The sequence below is a fragment of the Roseisolibacter agri genome (genome assembly GCF_030159095.1).
GTDB classification, from domain to species: domain Bacteria; phylum Gemmatimonadota; class Gemmatimonadetes; order Gemmatimonadales; family Gemmatimonadaceae; genus Roseisolibacter; species Roseisolibacter agri.
This window is the reverse complement of the sequence record NZ_BRXS01000003.1, coordinates 1-14,395: the sequence shown is the minus strand read 5'-3', so window position 1 is coordinate 14,395 and position 14,395 is coordinate 1. Positions and strand designations below refer to the sequence as shown.

The 14,395-nt window shown below is 72.7% G+C and carries 14 protein-coding genes; 4 read left to right on the top strand and 10 right to left on the bottom strand.

Going from position 1 to position 14,395, the window contains the following annotated elements; genetic code table 11:
* Positions 1–32: 32 nt before the first annotated feature.
* The 6 genes from rosag_RS08780 to rosag_RS08755 form a co-directional block, all read right to left on the bottom strand.
* Positions 33–1,250: a Kelch repeat-containing protein gene (locus tag rosag_RS08780; RefSeq protein WP_284349710.1), complete on the bottom strand. Its 1,218-nt coding sequence runs from the start codon at positions 1,248–1,250 to the stop codon at positions 33–35.
* A gap of 160 nt (positions 1,251–1,410) precedes the next feature.
* Complete coding sequence (locus rosag_RS08775) at positions 1,411–2,406, bottom strand: alpha/beta hydrolase (RefSeq protein ID WP_284349709.1); 996 nt, start codon at positions 2,404–2,406, stop codon at positions 1,411–1,413.
* A complete protein-coding gene (locus rosag_RS08770; protein WP_284349708.1) occupies positions 2,406–2,627 on the bottom strand; it encodes a hypothetical protein in 222 nt (73 codons plus the stop codon). Before rosag_RS08770 ends, rosag_RS08775 begins: the two co-directional genes overlap by 1 nt.
* A gap of 62 nt (positions 2,628–2,689) precedes the next feature.
* Positions 2,690–3,688, bottom strand: coding sequence for an alpha/beta hydrolase (locus tag rosag_RS08765; protein WP_284349707.1), 999 nt, complete (start codon positions 3,686–3,688; stop codon positions 2,690–2,692).
* A gap of 42 nt (positions 3,689–3,730) precedes the next feature.
* Positions 3,731–4,162: a hypothetical protein gene (locus rosag_RS08760; protein ID WP_284349706.1), complete on the bottom strand. Its 432-nt coding sequence runs from the start codon at positions 4,160–4,162 to the stop codon at positions 3,731–3,733.
* A gap of 46 nt (positions 4,163–4,208) precedes the next feature.
* Positions 4,209–5,372, bottom strand: a complete 1,164-nt coding sequence (locus rosag_RS08755; RefSeq protein ID WP_284349705.1) for a serine hydrolase domain-containing protein — start codon at positions 5,370–5,372, stop codon at positions 4,209–4,211.
* A gap of 95 nt (positions 5,373–5,467) precedes the next feature.
* Here rosag_RS08755 and rosag_RS08750 point away from each other — a divergent pair, with 95 nt between their 5' ends.
* The gene (locus rosag_RS08750) at positions 5,468–6,781 is read left to right on the top strand and encodes a sensor histidine kinase (RefSeq protein WP_284349704.1); all 1,314 of its coding nucleotides are present in this window, start codon (positions 5,468–5,470) and stop codon (positions 6,779–6,781) included.
* Positions 6,778–7,554, top strand: a complete 777-nt coding sequence (locus rosag_RS08745; protein ID WP_284349703.1) for a LytR/AlgR family response regulator transcription factor — start codon at positions 6,778–6,780, stop codon at positions 7,552–7,554. The genes rosag_RS08750 and rosag_RS08745 overlap by 4 nt, the downstream gene beginning before the upstream one ends.
* Before the next feature lie 18 nt (positions 7,555–7,572).
* On the opposite strand, the gene rosag_RS08740 is transcribed toward rosag_RS08745, so the two are convergent.
* The 3 genes from rosag_RS08740 to rosag_RS08730 all read right to left on the bottom strand — a co-directional run bounded on the left by rosag_RS08740 (position 7,573) and on the right by rosag_RS08730 (position 11,305).
* A complete protein-coding gene (locus rosag_RS08740) occupies positions 7,573–9,057 on the bottom strand; it encodes a pyridoxal phosphate-dependent decarboxylase family protein (protein WP_284349702.1) in 1,485 nt (494 codons plus the stop codon).
* 261 nt (positions 9,058–9,318) lie between these two features.
* Positions 9,319–10,452 carry an NAD(P)/FAD-dependent oxidoreductase gene (locus rosag_RS08735; protein WP_284349701.1) on the bottom strand — a complete coding sequence of 378 codons (1,134 nt, stop codon included), beginning with the start codon at positions 10,450–10,452 and terminating at the stop codon, positions 9,319–9,321.
* Positions 10,453–10,483: 31 nt separating this feature from the next.
* Complete coding sequence (locus rosag_RS08730; RefSeq protein ID WP_284349700.1) at positions 10,484–11,305, bottom strand: DUF429 domain-containing protein; 822 nt, start codon at positions 11,303–11,305, stop codon at positions 10,484–10,486.
* A gap of 124 nt (positions 11,306–11,429) precedes the next feature.
* Here rosag_RS08730 and rosag_RS08725 point away from each other — a divergent pair, with 124 nt between their 5' ends.
* Complete coding sequence (locus tag rosag_RS08725; protein ID WP_284349699.1) at positions 11,430–13,058, top strand: glycoside hydrolase family 10-like protein; 1,629 nt, start codon at positions 11,430–11,432, stop codon at positions 13,056–13,058.
* 57 nt (positions 13,059–13,115) lie between these two features.
* Here rosag_RS08725 and rosag_RS08720 read toward each other — a convergent pair whose 3' ends face one another.
* Positions 13,116–14,126 carry a zinc-dependent alcohol dehydrogenase family protein gene (locus tag rosag_RS08720; protein ID WP_284349698.1) on the bottom strand — a complete coding sequence of 337 codons (1,011 nt, stop codon included), beginning with the start codon at positions 14,124–14,126 and terminating at the stop codon, positions 13,116–13,118.
* An 89-nt stretch (positions 14,127–14,215) separates the two neighbouring features.
* On the opposite strand from rosag_RS08720, the gene rosag_RS08715 reads away from it, so the two are divergent.
* Positions 14,216–14,395, top strand: a 180-nt coding sequence (locus rosag_RS08715; RefSeq protein ID WP_284349697.1) for a hypothetical protein, incomplete at its 3' end; no start/stop codon positions are given.

Here is a 14,395-nt window from a genome sequence, read left to right as displayed (position 1 = left end):
CCCCGACGGGTGCGCCCAGGACGGAGACGGCGTCACTCGCAGCTGACGGCCGGCTTGTAGGTCTGGTTGTGCAGGCTGCCGGATGCGCCGCCGACCGCCGTGCCGCCGCCGGTCACCCAGATCACACCGTCGACGAACGCCGACCCCACGACGCCGTGGATCGGGATGGGCATGTTGCGCAGGCTCGCCCACTTGTCGGTCCGCGGATCGTAGTAGTCGTGGTCGGGCGTCATCCCCGTCGGCGCCTCGCCGCCCCAGACGTGGAAGCAGCCCCGCGCGACGACGCCGTTCATCCCGCTGCGGCCGCGCAGCATCGGGGCGACGGTCGTCCAGCTCCGCGTCTGCGGATTGAAGACCTCTTGCGCGTCCGACTTCAGGGGCGACAGGCCGTTGCCGAGCCGCCCGCCGACGATGTGGATGCGGCCGTTGATCGCCGCGCCGGTGATGTGGTTGCGCTGGCTGGGGAGGTCCGGCAGCACCTCCCACTTGTCGGCCGCTGCGTCGTAGGCGGCGAAGTCGTTGCCGCGCGGCACGCGCCCCCCGGCGACGTAGATCTTCCCCTGGAGCACGACGGCCACCCCGCCGCTGCGCGCCGTGGGCATCGGCGCCTTCGCGACCCACGTGCCCCGCGCGGGATCCAGCTCCCACACCGTGTTGACGGCCGTGAGGCCGTTCTGGTCGTCCGTGACCTGGCCGCCGAGCAGGTAGACCTTGCCGTTGACGGCGGCGGCCATCCCGTGGTTGTTGGGCTCCGGGAGCTCCGGCCCCAGCGTCCAGCGGTCGGTCGCGATGTCGTAGACCTGCACCGTGCGGGACGTCCGGTTGGGCCCCATCTGCGGGGGATAGCCACCGAGGACGTACAGCTTCCCGTTCGCTTCGGCGAGCGCGAACTCGGAGTTGTTCACGAGCAGGTTGGCTCGCGTGCCCCACTCGCCCTTGTCGGCCGGCGTCAGCACGACGTCGTGCGTGTTGCTCCCCGCGACCAGGGTGACGGTCTGCGAGCGCGGATCGAAGTCCGGCGCGCTGATGGCGATCGTCGCGCTGCCGACCGGCACGTTCTGGAGCTCGAAGCGACCGTCGGCGCCGGTCGTGACGGTGGCGCTGCCGATCTTCACCGAGGCGCCCGCGATCACGGCGCCGGCGGCGGTCTTCACGACGCCCGAGACGGTCGCGGTCGTGGTGGGGGCACCGGGGCCGCCACCCCCGCACGCGACGAGGAGGATCGACAGGACGAGAGCGAGTGCGCGCATGGGGATCGAGGTGGGGCTCTGCATATCGCTCACGGACGGGGTCGTCGGAAGCCGGTCGTTGTTCGCGTCGCGTTCACGTTCCGCGAGTCGCGGAGCGCGGTCCGCGCCGATTCGGCCGAGCGGCGCGCGGCGCGCGGCGCGCGGCGCGACTTCGGCCGCGCTACTTCAGGAGGTCGAGACCGATCCGCGCGTTGAGCCACTCGTGCCGGTCGCGCAGAGCCTGCAGGTCGAGCGAGTGTCCCGCGTCGTACCAGCGGATCGTCCGGGGCTCCGGTGCGGCGCGATGCAGCGTCTCCGCATCGGCGGCGGGCACCAGGTTGTCGAGCCGTCCGCTCTGCAGCAGCAGCGGCGTGGGCGCCGCGAGCGGAAGGAACCGGATCGGCTCGATCGGTGCCATGGCCCGGAACCAGCCGACGCGCACCGCGCAGGACAGGCTGGCCATCAGGCCGGAATCCTCCGGACCGGTGGAGTGCGAGACGAGGCCACCGTCTCCCACCACGAGCACCGCGGCCCTGAGGCGCCGCTCGACGCCGACGAACAGCGCGCCCATCGCGCCGCCGTAGCTGATGCCGAGGTAGGCGATGCGCTCGCGGTCGACGTTGGGCCGCGCGCGCAGCACGTCGACCGCGCGCTGCAGGTCCTTGATCAGCTGGATCTGCTCGGCCCGATCGTCGGTGGTGAAGCGGATGGGCGGTCCGCCGCGGCGGGTGAACGGCGCGTCGATCGCGATCACCACCGCGCCGTGCTCGGCGAGCCCCAGCCCCTGTCCGGCCATGGCGCGCGCGCTGCCGGGCATCCCGTGCATCAGGACGATGCCGGGGCGCAGGCTCGAGCGCGTGACCGGATCGAACAGCAGCCCGGTCACGGAGCCGCCGGCCGGGCTGTCGTACGAGATGGCGCTGACCTCGATGCCGTTGGTCGTGGTCTCGACCGTCTTCCGCAGGTTGAGCGGCGCCGCGGCGTCGTAGGCGAAGAGCGCGCGGTCCGCGGCCGTCGCCACAGGGCCGAAGTCGGGGCGCGCGAGCGCACAGGAGTCGGCGGCCAGGCCCGGCGCCACCGCGGGCGCGCTGGGCCCGAGCGGCGCGGTGCCCGGCTCGTCCCGGGGCCCTGCGCAGGCGGCGATGCACAGGGCGGCGAGTGTCATGGTCGGCTTCATCAGGACTCTCCCGGCAGGCGCACCGATGCGACGCGAAGCGACGGCGGCTTCTGGCCGACGTATGCTGCCAATGTATACTTTCGGGTGCGGCCGGCCAGATGGATCGGCGCATCATCGCGCCGGGGGCGGATGACGACGAGGAAGGCACTCGCGGCGTATCCGGCCGGAGGCGTGATCGCCACAGCGATGGCGAGCGTACGGATCATGGGCGTGATCTGCACGAGACGCTCGGATGGGGAAGCCGGACGCAGATCGCGATCGTCGCCGCGTCTGCGAACGGTCTTCAGGGATCGATGCCGATCTGCCTGGCCAGCCACGCGAACCTGTCGACGGTGGCCTGCGGACTGAGGCCGTGGCCCGTGTCGTAATGGAGCACGTCCTTGGGGTTCGACGCGGCATCGTACACCGCCTGCGCGTCCTCCAGGGGGACGGCGGTGTCGAACCGGGCGATCTGAAAGAGCAGCGCGGTGGGCGCCGCGCCCGAGACGAAGCGAATCGGCTCGATGGGGACGTTGTCCCGGAACCAGACGCTGCGTGTCGCGCAGGGAATGTTGGGCAGGCCCGGCACGCGGTCCTTGGTGGTGAGCAGCGTGACCGAGCCCCCGTATCCCGCCATGATCACCGCGGCCCTGAGGCGCCGTTCGATGCCGGCGAAGTGCACGCCGACCATGCCGCCGTAGCTGTACCCCGAGAAGCCGATGCGTGCCGGGTCGACGTTCCCCTGGGCGAGGAGCACGTCGACGGCACGCTGCAGATCCTTCATCAGCTGGATCTGCTCGGGCCGATCCAGTGCCGTCAGCGTGGGAGGGTTCGAGCCACCGCGGCGGAAGTACGGGGCGTCGATCCCGATCACGACGGCGCCGCGTCGCGCGAGCGCGGCCATCTCGTTCATCGCGAGCCTCGCACCCTTGATCGGGGCCGTCGGGATCCCGGAGGGGTGCATGACCACGACGCCGGGGCGCAGACCCGGGCGGCCGGTCGGTCGGGTCAGGAGTCCGGGCACCGATCCGCCGTCCGGACTGTCGAAGGCGATGGTGTTGAACTCCACGCCGTTCGACGTGGAATCCACCGTCGTCTGCAGGTTCAGCGGTGCGCTCGCGTTGTAGGCGAACAGTGCCCGGTCGGCCGCGGTCGCCGGCCCGCCGAAATCCGGGCGTGCGGCCGGGCAGGCATCGGCAACCGCGGACGGAGCGGGTGGAACGGTCGCATCCGTGATCTCCGAGTCCGTGGAGCTCGTGCATGCGCAGATGCACAGGGCCGCCAGCGCGATCGTCGGTCTCATCGAATGCCTGGCGTGGGGCTGCGCGATTCCATCGCGCGTGCGCTACCGGCCGTAGACGAAGGTGAGCCCGTCCTCGGCGAACGTGACCGAGCCGCCGCCGCCCCTCGTGCCGGAGACCTGGACGCCCGTGGTCGCACGGAACGTCACGCCGGAGCCGGTGCTCGTGTACGTGCCGAACTTCAACTCGGCCTCGGTGATCGACACTCCGGCGTGGGTGCGGCGCATCGACCGCTCTTCGCGGAACGTCCCATCCGCAGCGAGGCTCAACGAGGACGAGAGCACCTCCGTCTGATTCACCCCGGCCGACAGCATGGTGTAGGGAAGGCTCCGACCGTTGATGGTGCGAAGCGTGTAGTCGCCGGCGATGCTGCCCTCGTCGCGCCCGGTCGGCGCGTCGCCGCCGCACGCAGTCCCGGCGAGGAGAAGGGCCGCGCCGAGCGCGTGCCGAAACGTGCGGAGCAGCAAGGTGCGCATTTGGATGGTGGGATGCGGGTCCGTCAGCCTGCGCGTGCGGCGATGGTCAGGGCGCGCCTGCGGCGGGCAGGTTGCTCACGATGAAGTTCAGCACCTGGCCCGCGGACGGCGGATCGAAGTTCGACAGCGCGACGACGACGTACCCGCCGCCCGGCTCGAACACGAGCTCTCCGTTCATGCCCGCGGCGGATCCGCCGTGCCCGACCCACCGCCGGCCGCCGATGATGCGGTCCATGAAGCCGTAGGCGTACTGGATGGTGCCGGTCTGATTGACCGGGACCTTTCCCGTGTAGAGCATGCTCGTGTGCGTCGAGTCGAGCAGCTTGCGATCCCGGACCGCGACGGCGAAGCGCGCGAAGTCACCGACGGTGGAGTAGCCGCCGCCCGCGGGGCTGCCGCGGTAGGGGAGCGTCGACGCGTTCGACACCAGCGGGCCGATCGGCGACCCCTGTCGCATGTAGCCGATCGCTCGGCCCGGCACGAGCGAGTCCTCCGGCGCCGTGCCGGTGGAGGTCATCCCCGCGGGCCCGAGCACGAGGGCGCCGACGTGATCGTCGTAGCTCTTCCCGGTCACGCGCTCGATGATGGCGCCGAGGAGAATGAACCCGTAGTTGCTGTACACGTGCTGCGCCCCGGGCGTGAACAGCGGGCCGCGCGTGCCGTAGAGTCGGATGTAGTCCGACACGTTGCGGAGCTGCAGGCGATTCGCGGCGAACTCGGGTCCGAAGATGTCGCCCGTGCCGCCGGTGTGGGTGAGCAGGTGGTGCAGCGTCACCTTCGACTTCACGTCCGCGTTCGGATAGTCCGGGAGATAGGTGCCGACCGTCGCGTCGAGGCGCAGCGTCCCGGCCTGCACGAGCTGCAGCGTGGCGACCGCGGTCATCATCTTGTACATCGACCCGGCGCGGAACTGCGTCTGCGGTGTGTTCGGGACGTTCCGCTCGCGATCGGCGAGGCCGTAGGCGCCCTCGAACAGCGTCTTGCCGTCGCGGGTGACGAGCACGGCGCCGGAGAAGGTGCCCGCCTGGACGTCGTTCGCGAGCTTCGCGCGGAGCGCGGACACGAAGGCCGAGTCGGCCGCGGCGGTGGGCGCGGGGGCGAGCGTGGGCCCGGTCTCCGGAGCGGCGAGCTCGCGCGCCTGGGTATTGCACGCGACGCACACCATCAGGACCGGGGCGGCAACGACCGGGAATCGCCTGAGGATCGACATGGCGCGGAGGGTGGTGGCGTGTCGTGGTGGACTCGCGCCAACGTGCGGTCGCCGTTCCCGGGTCGACAAGGATCTCGGGGCGAACCGCGGAAAGTTTGGAGTGGGCGCGCTCCCTTTCCGTCTGGTGGCGGACGATCATCACCAGCCCAAAGCGCGCGGGTGCCGCCAGGGAACGCCGTCGACCGCGGGCGATTTGCGGACCGATCGCGGTGGGATGTACCGTGCCTGCTCGCCCGTGCGTCGGCCGTGCGCATGCGTCCCCCAACGGCAACCGTGGCAGCACGTTGAAGCTCCTTCCTGTCTCGCGGGCCGCTCGTCTCTGGATCGCCCTGCCCGTGCTCTGGACGCTGCCCGCGCTCTGGTCGGCGTACCGCGCGTTCGTCGTCGACCGACCGCGGAATGCGGGCCCGTGGATCCCCGTGGGTGTGGTGCCGCAGACCGGAGCGTGGTATCTCCTGCTGCTGGTCGCGCCGCTGCTCGTCATCGCCGCGCGGCGACTGCGGCTCACGTCGCGGATCGGGCGCAGGGAGGTGGCCTACCACCTCGTCCTGCTGGGGGCGATCTCGGTCGCGCACGCGGCCGTCTACGAGGCCCTGCTGCGGGCCGTCGTCGCGCGACCGCTGCCCTACTCGTTCCTCGAGGGCCTGCCCCGGGCCGCGACGGTGGAGGTGCACCTCAACGTGCTCTTCTACCTGGGCGTGCTGATCGCCGCGGTCGCGCTGGATCTCCAGCAGCAGGCGCGTGATCGGGAGCGCCGGTCGCTGGAGCTCGAGGCCCAGCTGGCGCAGGCGCAGATCATGGCGCTGCGCATGCAGCTCAATCCCCACTTTCTCTTCAACACGCTCAACACGATCGCGATGCTGGTCCGAGAGAGTGACAACGACCGCGCGGTCCAGATGCTCGCGGGGCTCGGGAGCCTGCTCCGTCACGTCCTCGAGGACATCGGGAGACAGCAGGTGCCACTGAGCGATGAGCTCGAGTTCGTCCAGCGGTATCTGGCCATCGAAGGCCTCCGGTTCGAGGACCGCCTGCGCGTCAGCATCGAGGTCGAGCCGGGGTTGTTCGACGCGCAGGTGCCCAACCTGATCCTGCAGCCACTCGTGGAGAACGCGATCCGGCACGGCATCGCACGACGCGCCGCGGCGGGCGATCTCCGCATCACGGCGACCCGGGATCACGATCGGATCCTGCTGTCCGTGCGCGACGACGGCCCCGGTCTGGGCGGGGACGCCGCCGCCGACGGCAAGGTGGGCGTGGGCCTCGAGAACACGCGGGTGCGACTGCACCGCCTCTACGGGGCTGCGGGGCAGCTGAAGGTGGCGGACGCCGATGGGGGGGGCGTCATGGCGGTCGCGTCCTTCCCGCTCCGGAGCGCGCCGTGCGCCGTGACGGTGGGGGCACGCGCATGAGCGCACCGCTCCGCGCGATGATCGTGGACGACGAGCCGATCGCCCGCCGAGGGATTCAGCAGCTGCTCGCGCGCGACGCCGAGGTGGAGCTCGTGGGTGAGGCGGGCAGCGGTGTCGAGGCGGTCGCCGAGATCCGGCGACTGCGCCCGGAGATCCTCATCCTGGACGTCCAGATGCCGGACCTCGACGGGTTCGGAGTGCTCCGGGAGCTCGGGAGCGATCCCCTGCCCGCCGTGATCTTCGTGACCGCCTTCGACCAGCACGCGGTGCGCGCCTTCGAGGTGCACGCGCTCGACTACGTGCTCAAGCCGTTCGACGACGCGCGCTTCGAGAGCGCCGTCCGGAGAGCGAAGCGAGAGGCATACAGGGCGCGCGAGGGCGATCTGGTGGACCGTCTGGCCTCGCTCCTCGGGAGGGGCGCCGGCGGGGAACGACGCCCCTACGCCGACCGCATCGTCCTCCGCTCGGGCGCCCGCGTCTCGTTCGTGGACGCCGACGAGATCCTCTTCGTGCGGGCGAGCGGCAACTACGTGGAGGTGCGGACCCGAAAGCACCTGCACGTGCTACGGGAGACGCTCGCGGAGATGGCGGTGAAGCTGGACCCGGCCACCTTCGTCCGCATCCACCGGTCGACGATCATCAATGCGAAGGCGGTGCAGCACGCGGAGTCCGTGTACCGCGGCGAATACGTCGTGACGATGCAGGACGGCACGAAGTTCCCCTCGAGCCGCAGCTACCGCGAGCAGTTGGAGAAGGCGCTGCGGATCGGGTGAGCCCCGCCGGCGCAGCGGTCAGCTTCGCGCGCCCGGCCCCGCTGCGGGGGACTTCGCCGTGGCTGCTCGAAGCAGCTCCCACGCGCGCGCGACGTGCCGCCGGTCCGTGCGGATGTTGCCGATCGCCAGCCGCAGCACGTAGCGGTCGCCGAGCTTCGTGTGCGAGAGGAACGCCTCGCCGCTCGCGTTCACCTCGTGCATCACGCGCGCGTTCAGCGCCTCGCGCTCGGCCTCGCTGGTGCCCGGCGGCGCGTGGCGGAAGCAGACGAGCGACAGCGGGTGCGGCGCGCAGAGCTCCCAGCCTGGCTCGTCGCGCACCCAGCCCGCGAACTCCTGCGCCAGCTGCACGTGCCAGCGGATGCGCTCCGCGAGTCCCTCGGCCCCGAACGCGCGGATCACCATCCAGAGCTTGAGGGCCCTGAATCGGCGACCCAGCTGCACCCCATAGTCCATGAGGTTCACGACCTCGTCCTGCTCGCGCGTCACGAGATATTCGGGCACCAGCGAGAACGCGCGCTTCAGCACCTCCGGCTGCCGCGTGTAGAACGCCGAGCAGTCCACGGGCGTGAACAGCCACTTGTGCGGGTTCACGACCAGGGAGTCCGCGAGGTGCACGCCGTCCATCAGGTCGTGCAGCTCGGGAACCACCGCCGCGATGCCGCCGTACGCGCCGTCGACGTGCAGCCACACGTCCTCGCTGCGGCACAGCTCCGCGATCTCGCCCACGGGGTCGATGCTCGTCGTGCTCGTCGTGCCGATGGTCGCGACGACGCACAGCGGCAGCATGCCCGCGGCGCGGTCCCGCTCCATCGCCTGCTCCAGCAGGTCCACGCGCATGCGGAACGCGTCGTCGACGCCGATCTTGACGACGTTCTCGTGCCCGAGGCCGAGCGTGATCGCCGCCTTGTCGACCGACGAGTGCGCGTGCGCCGAGCAGTAGACGCGGAGCGTGGGGAGGTCGGCGCGGCCGGCCATGCCGCGCGCGCGGATCGCGAGCGCCGGCTTCGCCTCGCGTGCCGCCGCGAGCGCGAGCAGCGTGGAGATGCTGGCCGTGTCGTTGACGACGCCGAACCAGCCCGGCCCGAGCCCCATCAGCTGCCGCAGCCAGTCGAGCGCGACCTGCTCCAGCTCCGTCGCCGCGGGCCCGGTCTTCCAGAGCATCGCGTTGACGTCGAGCGCCGCGGCCAGCAGCTCGCCGAGGATGCCGGGAATGCTGCTGGAGATCGAGAAGTAGGCGAAGAAGCCCGGGTGGTTCCAGTGCGTCGTGCCCGGCACGATCACGCGCTCGACGTCCGCGAGCACGTCGGCCAGCGACTCGCCGCGCGCGGGCGGCGCCGGCGGCAGCTGCGCCGCGACGTCGCCCGGCCGCACGCGCGGCACCACCGGGAAGCGCTCCGGATGCGCGAGATACTCGGCGATCCAGTCGATCAGCTGGGCGGCGTAGCGGCGGAACTCCTCGATGGGGAGGTCGCCGCGGAACTCGGCGGGGGCGATGTCGGACATGCGGGAAAGCTAAGGCTGCGTGCTGCGTGGCGTGTATCGGCGCGCCGGACCCCTGTTGCCTTTGGAGGGATACGGATGCTCCGGATGAAGCGGATGCTCCGGATCGCTCCGCATGGCGACGACGCTTCATGCGCCGCGTGGAGCGATCCGAATGATCCGCTCCATCCGCAGCATCCGCATCCTCTCCAACAGGCAAACGGGTCCGTCGCGCCGACGCGTCCCGAGCGGCCGTACACGCAGCACGCAGCACGCAGCACGCAGCTAGCTCATGAGATCCCAGACGTCCGAGTCGAGCCCCACGGCCTTCCGTGCCGCCGCACGGCCGCACAGCGCCCCCACCACGTTCCCCGTCCCGCTGTACGCGCCCACCGCCCACACGCCCGGCCGCGCTTCCGCGCACACGGGCAGGCCGTCGTCCGTGTAGCCGACGATCGCCGCCCAGCGGTGCGTGACGGGCGCCGTGCGCACGCCCACGCGCTCGCGCAGCACGGTGTCGAGCGCCTGCTGGATGAACGGCGTCGGCGTCGCGTCGTGGCCCCACTCCGCATCCATGTCGAGGTCGCGGCAGCCACCCAACGAGACGCGGCCGTCCGGGAGCTGCTGCCAGTAGTCGTAGCCCCAGCGCGCGTACACGGGGCAGGGCACCGACACCTCGCGCGTCGGCGCGGTGGCGAGCATCTGCAGGCGCGTGCTGCGGATGCGCGGCGCGAGCTCCGGCAGCAGCAGGTCGAGCGCGCCGTCCACCGCGACCACCACCGCGCGGCAGCGCACCACGCCGTCGGGCGTGCGCACCACATCGCCCGCGATCTCCAGCGCCGGCGACGCCTCGTACAGCCGCGCGCCCCGCGACAGCGCGTCGCGCGCGAGCGCGCGAGCGCGCGTCATCGGCTGGAACGCCGCGTCGGTCGGGATCCGCAGCCCCGTGCCGAGCGGGCCCTCGTACCACTCCGCGGGCAGGTCGTCGGCGCGCATCGCGTCCAGCTGCACGCGGCAGTCCGCCAGCTCTTCGTCCGACGCCGCGAGGCGGATCGAGCCCACGCGCCGCACCGCGTCCGGCGTCTCGCGCTCGATGTGCGCGATCTGCTCGAGCGTGAGGTGGTACAGGCGCACCGCGCGCTCGCGTCCGTGCTTGGCCACCGCGTCGTGGTGGAAGTCGGCGGGGCCCGCGAGCAGGAAGCCGCCGTTGCGCCCCGCGGCCGCGCCGCCGACGATGCCCGCGTCGATCCCGACGACCGAGCGGCCGAGCGCGAGCAGCTCGTGCACGGCGGCGAGGCCCGAGCCGCCGAGTCCCACGACGCAGACGTCGGCGTCCACGGGGCCGTGCAGCGTGGGCAGGTCGAGCGTGGGCCCCTCGTCCCACACGGGGCGGTTCGGCAGCGCGTCGGTGGTCGGCATGCGCGGAAGCTACGCGCGCGCCATGCGCACGCTACTCGGGCGGCACCCAGATGCGCCCCTCGCGGCGCTCGCGGTCGTCGCGCGCCGGCGGGAGCGCGGGCAGCGTGTCGCGCGCGCGCCAGAGCGCGAGCGCCGAGGCCAGTGCGTCGAACGCGTCGTCGGAGCGGGTGGCCGCCACGCGGTGCGCGGGCGCGAGGTCGGGCACGTGGCGCGCGAGCCATGCGGCGCGTGCGTCGGCGCTGGACTTCACGACCGGCTGCACGTAGCAGAGCCGCGGCCAGATCTCCAGCAGCAGCGGCTCGCCGCCGCGCGGCGCGTCGAACGGCCAGACCGCGAAGCCCGCGTCGCGCAGCGTGAGCAGGAGCGGCATCCCGCGAATGGAGCCCGTGCCCACCGAGCCCGCGCCCGCGACCTGGAACACCGACTTGGGGCGGATGCCGGTGAGCGCGCCGACGTCGCGCTCCGTCTCGCGAAAGTGCTCCAGCGACGGGTCGCGCCGCGCGCGATGCTGCCGTCCCCAGAACGGCGCCGCGTGCGCGGCCAGCCACTCCTCGCCCAGGCCGCGCGCGGCGCGCCACACCGCGGGCGCGTCGTCGCCGTGCCGCCGCACGAACCACTCGGGGAAGGAGAACGCGAAGTCGAGGCCCACGACGAGCCGCGGCTCGCGCACCGCCTCGTCGCACAGGTGCGCGACCAGCGCCTCGCGCGAGCGGCCGTCCTCCAGCCGCACGACGCCCGTCGCGTCCACCTCGCACAGCCAGATGCGTCGCTCCGCGCCCTTCACCGCGCCGGACCAGTCGACGGCGATCGCGCGGGCGACGGCGTGGGGCGCGTCGGGCGTGGGAGCGGGCATGGCGACGTGGCGCGCGACGTTGCTGGGGGTGGGGGCGGCAGGTACACTGCACGCCGGTCCGGACGCCGCGCAGCTGCTGCAAGAGCTGCACGCGCGCGTCCCACGCATCCCCTCGCCCTCTCGCATGCGTCGCCCGTCCCTCGCGCTGCTCGCCGCCGTCCTCGCCGCCGCCTGCGGTGGCGGCGACCCCACGGGCCCCACGCCGACGCCGCCCGTCACCCCGCCCGTCACCCCGCCCGTCACCCCGCCGGTGACGCCGCCCGTCACGCCGCCGGTGACGCCGCCCACCACCGCGCCCGACACGCTGCCCGCGCTGCGCCGCGAGTTCCGCGGCGTGTGGATCGCGACGGTGGCGAACATCGACTGGCCGTCGCGCAACAACCTCTCGATGGCGCAGCAGCAGGCGGAGCTCGGCGCGCTGCTGGACCGGGCGCAGGCGACGGGGCTCAACGCGGTGGTGTTCCACATCCGGCCCGCGTCGGACGCCGTCTATCGCTCGACGCTGGAGCCGTGGGCCGCGATGCTCACCGGCACGCAGGGCACCGATCCGGGATGGGACCCGCTGGAGTGGGCCGTGCGCGAGGCGCACCGGCGCGGGCTGGAGCTGCACGCGTGGTTCAACCCGTTCCGCGCCGGCAACTCGAGCGACACGACCAGCCGCCTGTCGCCGACGCACGTCTGGCACGCACGGCGCGATCTGGTGCGCGTCTACGGGACGCAGCTCTGGCAGGACCCCGGCGAGCCCGCGGTGCAGGACCGCACGATGGCGGTGATGCTCGACGTCGTGCGCCGCTACGACGTGGACGGCGTGCACATCGACGACTTCTTCTATCCGTACCTGCAGCGCAACGCGGCCAACCAGATCATCGACTTCCCCGACAGCGCGACCTATGCGCGCTACGGCGCCGGCGTGGCGCGCGCGGACTGGCGGCGCGCGAACGTGAACCGCTTCGTCGAGCGGATGTACCGCGAGGTGCACGCGGTGAAGCCGCAGCTCAAGGTCGGCATCAGCCCGTTCGGCATCTGGCGGCCCGGCAACCCCGCGGGCATCACGGGCCTCGACGCGTTCGCGGAGATCTACGCCGACTCGCGCACCTGGCTGCAGAACGGCTGGCTGGACTACCTCGCGCCGCAGCTCTACTGGCAGATCGACCCGCCGCGGCAGTCGTTCACCGCGCTGCTGGACTGGTGGACCGCGCCGGCGCAGAACGCGAAGGGCCGCCACGTCTGGCCGGGCGTCGCGACGTACAACGTGCGCGACCTCTCGTGGCCGGTGACCGAGATGACGCGGCAGGTCGAGGCGACGCGCGCGCTCGCGAGCCGCGGGCCGTCCACGGGCGTGATCCTCTACAACGGGACGACGACGCTCACCTGGAACGGCGGCACGGTGACGAACGAGCTGGCGCGCACCGTGTTCGGCGATCGCGCGGTGCCGCCCGCGAGCCCGTGGCTGGACGCGACCGCGCCCGCGCGCCCGACGGTGACGGTGGCCGAAGCGGCGGGCGCGGGCGGCGCGCGCGAGTGGACGCTGGCGCTGGCACCCGGCGACGCGGACGCGGTGCGCTGGTGGATCGTGCGCTGGCGCGTGAACGGCGCGTGGACGCAGCAGCTGGTGTTCGGCGAGGAGCGCTCGTTCACGGTGCGCCCGGGCGCGACGCCGCTCGACCGGATCGCGGTGCACGCGATGGACGCCGCGGGCAACGTCAGCGCGCCGCTGCGCTGGCCCGCGACGACGGTGCTGGCCGCGCACTGAATCGCGACGTGCGAGACGCGGAGGCGCCCGGTGCCCACTGGCCACCGGGCGCCTTCGTCATGGGTGGGACGCTCCGTCGGGGACGAGCAGCACCTTGCCGCCGCGCCCCTCGCGCGCGGCGTGCGCGCAGGCGGCACGGACCTGCGAGAGCGGGTACGTCGCCTCGACGGGCGTGCGCAGCGCGCCGGTGGCGACCAGCCGCCCCACCTCGCCGAAGACGAGCGCCTGCTCGCCCGGCGGCGCCTTGCGGAACCACGGGACCAGCCAGAAGCCGCGCAGCGTGGTCTCGTGGAAGATCAGGTCGCGGGGATCGAGCGCGATGGGCTCGCCCGACAGCCCGCCGTAGTTGACGACGGTGCCGCCGTGCGCGAGGCAGCGCATGAGGGCGCGCGTGCCGCGCCCCGCCACGGCGTCGAGCGCGAGGCGCAGGCGCGCCGGGTCGCCGCCCGCCGCCTGCATCGCCGCGTGCACGCGCGTCGCGAGGTCGGGCCCGTCAACGACCACGACGTCGGCGCCGAGCGCGCGCACGTCCTCGACCGCGCTCTCGCGGCGCACGACGTTCACGGTGCGCACGCCGCGCGCGCGCGCCACCGCGACCACCGCCGCGCCGACGCCGGAGTTGGCGGCGTTCTGGATCACCCAGTCGCCCGGCGTCAGCGACACGAACTTCTCCAGCAGCAGCACCGCCGTCGGCGGGTTGGCGCCGAGCATCGCGAGCTGGAGGTCGTCGCCGGGCGGCAGCGGGAAGAGCGACGCGGCCTTGAGCACGACGCGCTCGCGCCAGGTGCCGGGCGCCGTCAGCAGCAGCACGCGGTCGCCGACCTTCAGGTGCGTGACGCCCTCGCCGATGACGGTCACCGCGCCGACGCCCTCGTAGCCCGGCACCGCGGGGAGCGGCGGCTTCACGCCGTAGCTCCCCGCGATCGTGAGCAGGTCGGACGGGTTGATGGGCGACGCGACCAGCTCCACGAGCACCTCGCCCGCGCCGGGCGCCGGCGGGTCGGGCAGCTGGACCACCTCGAGGACGTCGGCGGGTGCGCCGGTGCGCGAGAACTGGGCGGCGAGCATGGAGGCGGTCTCCGGGGCGGGACGGGGCGGTGCGCCGTGCGGGGCTCCCCAACGTACGGGACCCGAACGACCGCAGACAGGATGACGGGATGACGAAGAGGCTCATCTCGGCGCGTGGTTCCATGCGCTCCGCGGAGCCTCCTGGTCATCCTGTCATCGGCTCTGTTGAATCGTTGATCGCGGTGGAGCGGAAGCTGCGGCGGTGGTCGGTGGAGACGGCCGGAGTGCAGCATGCGCGCGATGACGAAGTCGGCGGTGGCGTTGGCGAC

Coding starts and splice junctions, on each gene's coding strand:
- rosag_RS08720 (WP_284349698.1), bottom strand. CDS start 14,126: ATGCTCGCCGCCCAGTTCTCGCGCACCGGCGCACCCGCCGACGTCCTC.
- rosag_RS08765 (WP_284349707.1), bottom strand. CDS start 3,688: ATGAGACCGACGATCGCGCTGGCGGCCCTGTGCATCTGCGCATGCACG.
- rosag_RS08745 (WP_284349703.1), top strand. CDS start 6,778: ATGAGCGCACCGCTCCGCGCGATGATCGTGGACGACGAGCCGATCGCC.
- rosag_RS08735 (WP_284349701.1), bottom strand. CDS start 10,452: ATGCCGACCACCGACGCGCTGCCGAACCGCCCCGTGTGGGACGAGGGG.
- rosag_RS08775 (WP_284349709.1), bottom strand. CDS start 2,406: ATGAAGCCGACCATGACACTCGCCGCCCTGTGCATCGCCGCCTGCGCA.
- rosag_RS08730 (WP_284349700.1), bottom strand. CDS start 11,305: ATGCCCGCTCCCACGCCCGACGCGCCCCACGCCGTCGCCCGCGCGATC.
- rosag_RS08780 (WP_284349710.1), bottom strand. CDS start 1,250: ATGCGCGCACTCGCTCTCGTCCTGTCGATCCTCCTCGTCGCGTGCGGG.
- rosag_RS08755 (WP_284349705.1), bottom strand. CDS start 5,372: ATGTCGATCCTCAGGCGATTCCCGGTCGTTGCCGCCCCGGTCCTGATG.
- rosag_RS08740 (WP_284349702.1), bottom strand. CDS start 9,057: ATGTCCGACATCGCCCCCGCCGAGTTCCGCGGCGACCTCCCCATCGAG.
- rosag_RS08760 (WP_284349706.1), bottom strand. CDS start 4,162: ATGCGCACCTTGCTGCTCCGCACGTTTCGGCACGCGCTCGGCGCGGCC.
- rosag_RS08725 (WP_284349699.1), top strand. CDS start 11,430: ATGCGTCGCCCGTCCCTCGCGCTGCTCGCCGCCGTCCTCGCCGCCGCC.